Genomic DNA, 2,450 nt, shown 5'->3' on the forward strand with positions numbered 1-2,450 from the left:
AGGACTCGTCGCCTCGTCCCCTACCGCCTACCCGAAACGCCCGGTGACAAGGGGCACTTTTGCCCACTGCAGAGGACTCGTCGCCTCGTCCACTACCGCCTACCCGAAATGCAAGGTGACAAGGAGGACTAGGTGAGCGTCGTACCGCGCACGGCGTCTGGGAAGCCCGCTACACCCCTCGCAAGAGGGCCGGGAAACAGGCTTCGCTTGACACAGGCTGTTGCTCGGCTATATTTCCGATAGCTTTAGTCGGCGGTGTTGTTGGAATTTACGCTTCACCGCTCCACAGTTCATTGCGTCGCTCCACGACGATTCTGCGATTCGGCTTTTGAAGGGCCGGAAGGTTGATTTGCCTCTCTTCCCAATGACTGGCCACCGGTCGGTTCGAGTGTGGGAGTTGAGACGGGAATTTCCCAGCATCGACGTATCCAGGTGTCGGGCGACGAAAACGGAAAGGAATTGGTAGTGTCCGTGGGATGATTGGTCCCGGGACACCGGACAACCCTAAGATCGACACAAGCCAGAGGAAACGGCATTTTGCTTGGCGGCCGGCGCCGCTCCCCCGCCAGTTCGGTCCAGCCCGTGAATCGGGATGCTGATTGGTCGCAATTCCATCGGCGCGGTTGGGCAGCGATTCGGTCGTGTTGGTTCAAGTGAGGAAGGTCAGTTGCAGCGTCGTGTCCACCGGACAGGCCCTGGAGTGATCGGTCGCGTGTTGAATTGTCAGTGCGAAACGCGTGCTGGCCAGTGAAAACAGTTTCGCCAACGCCATGACGTTGGCTCACGAAAACTATTTGGTTTGACCCTGCGCGGGACGGTTTCCGCAGCTTCGCGCTTGGGTCCTTTATCGTTCCATCCTGCGGATTCTTTACATGATTGCCGGCCGACTTCCGCTTTCCGGCGGAAGACGCTCGATGGCGCGTCGGCGCTCTCTGGATTACACATGGCGAAAAAGAAACGGTCTCCTCGTCGCGGCCCAAGCTCCAATGGACAAGCCGGAGGCGGGGGTGGTAACAAACCGCGTTCGCGAAGACGGCGACGTGGCGGCGGCGGTGGCAGTGGTAACAACGGTGCCGGCGCGAGAGATCAGAACATGGATCGCGAGCCCGCGGACATCCCCAGTGACGCGCCGCTGGAAGAGTGCGAGGGGATCCTGGAATTGCACCCCAACGGTTACGGGTTTCTCCGCAGCCGTGACAATAATTATTCCCGCGAACGCAGCGATCCGTTTGTCCCCGGAACGATGATCGAGCGATTCGGCTTGCGACAAGGTGTCTTCATCAAGGCGATGATGCAGCAAGCCAAACGCCAGCAGGGCCCCCGGATCCGCGAGATCCTGGACGTCGACGGGATGCCGCCGGAGTCCTATCCGGACGTCAAGAGTTTTGAAACCCTGACCCCGATCAACCCCGAAGAGTGGTTGGTCTTAGAGCGCGGACAGCGGCCGATCACCAACCGTGTGATCGATTTGCTTGCACCGCTCGGCAAGGGACAGCGGGCATTGATCGTTGCACCGCCTCGAAGCGGGAAAACGGTCATGCTGCAGGACATTGCCAGCGGGATTGCGGCCAATCACCCCGATTTGAAATTGATCGTGTTGCTGATCGACGAGCGGCCCGAAGAAGTGACCGACATGCGTCGCAACGTCGTCGGTGGCGAAGTCGTCGCGAGCAGCCTGGATATGGATGTCGAAAGCCATGTCCGACTGAGCCAATTGGTGATCGACCGCGCGCGGCGACTGGCCGAAATGGGTCAGGATGTTTTCCTGATGCTCGATTCGATCACGCGACTCGCCCGTGCGTTCAACAAATGGGTCGGACGCAGCGGCCGAGGCGGGGCGACGATGAGCGGCGGCTTGGACATCAAGGCGATGGACATCCCGAAGAAACTGTTCGCCACCGCACGGGCCTTCCAAGAAGGCGGCTCGTTGACGATCGTCGGCACCTGCCTGGTGGACACCAATAGTCGGATGGACGAGGCGATTTTCCAAGAGTTCAAGGGAACCGGAAACATGGAATTGGTGCTCGATCGCCGCTTGGCAGACCGCCGCGTCTGGCCATCGATCGACATCAGCCAGTCGGGAACGCGCCGCGAAGAATTGCTGCACGACGAAGAAACGTACGAAGCCGTGACGATGTTGCGCCGAACGCTTTCCAGCATGCATCCCTGTGACGCAATGGAACAACTGACCAAACAACTCGGTCGGTTCGAAAGCAACGACGAGTTCATCAAGCTGATCAGCGGCGCCAAGACGTCGCTGTAGAGTGATTGGATTCAGGTTTCAGGTTTCAGGTTTCAAGTTCGGACTACCCCAACTTGGAACAGGGAACTTGAAACGCTAGACTGGATCTGTGCCGGAGGATAAGCGAATTGGTGAGCGGCCTCACTGGAACTGAGGTACCCCGTAAGGGGCTGCGGGTTCGAGTCCCGTGTCCTCCGCTCGTTTGGGC

The 2,450-nt window shown here is 59.2% G+C and carries 1 protein-coding gene and 1 tRNA gene; both read left to right on the forward strand.

Translation table 11 applies throughout. The features are described 5' to 3' along the window. Positions 1-943: 943 nt before the first annotated feature. Positions 944-2,263: a transcription termination factor Rho gene (gene rho / locus ABX749_RS29565; RefSeq protein ID WP_145214121.1), complete on the forward strand. Its 1,320-nt coding sequence runs from the start codon at positions 944-946 to the stop codon at positions 2,261-2,263. A gap of 93 nt (positions 2,264-2,356) precedes the next feature. Then, positions 2,357-2,439: transfer RNA gene (locus tag ABX749_RS29570), tRNA-Ser, on the forward strand. Positions 2,440-2,450: the final 11 nt, after the last annotated feature.

Source organism: Stieleria sp., assembly GCF_041595215.1.
GTDB lineage: Bacteria > Planctomycetota > Planctomycetia > Pirellulales > Pirellulaceae > Stieleria > Stieleria magnilauensis.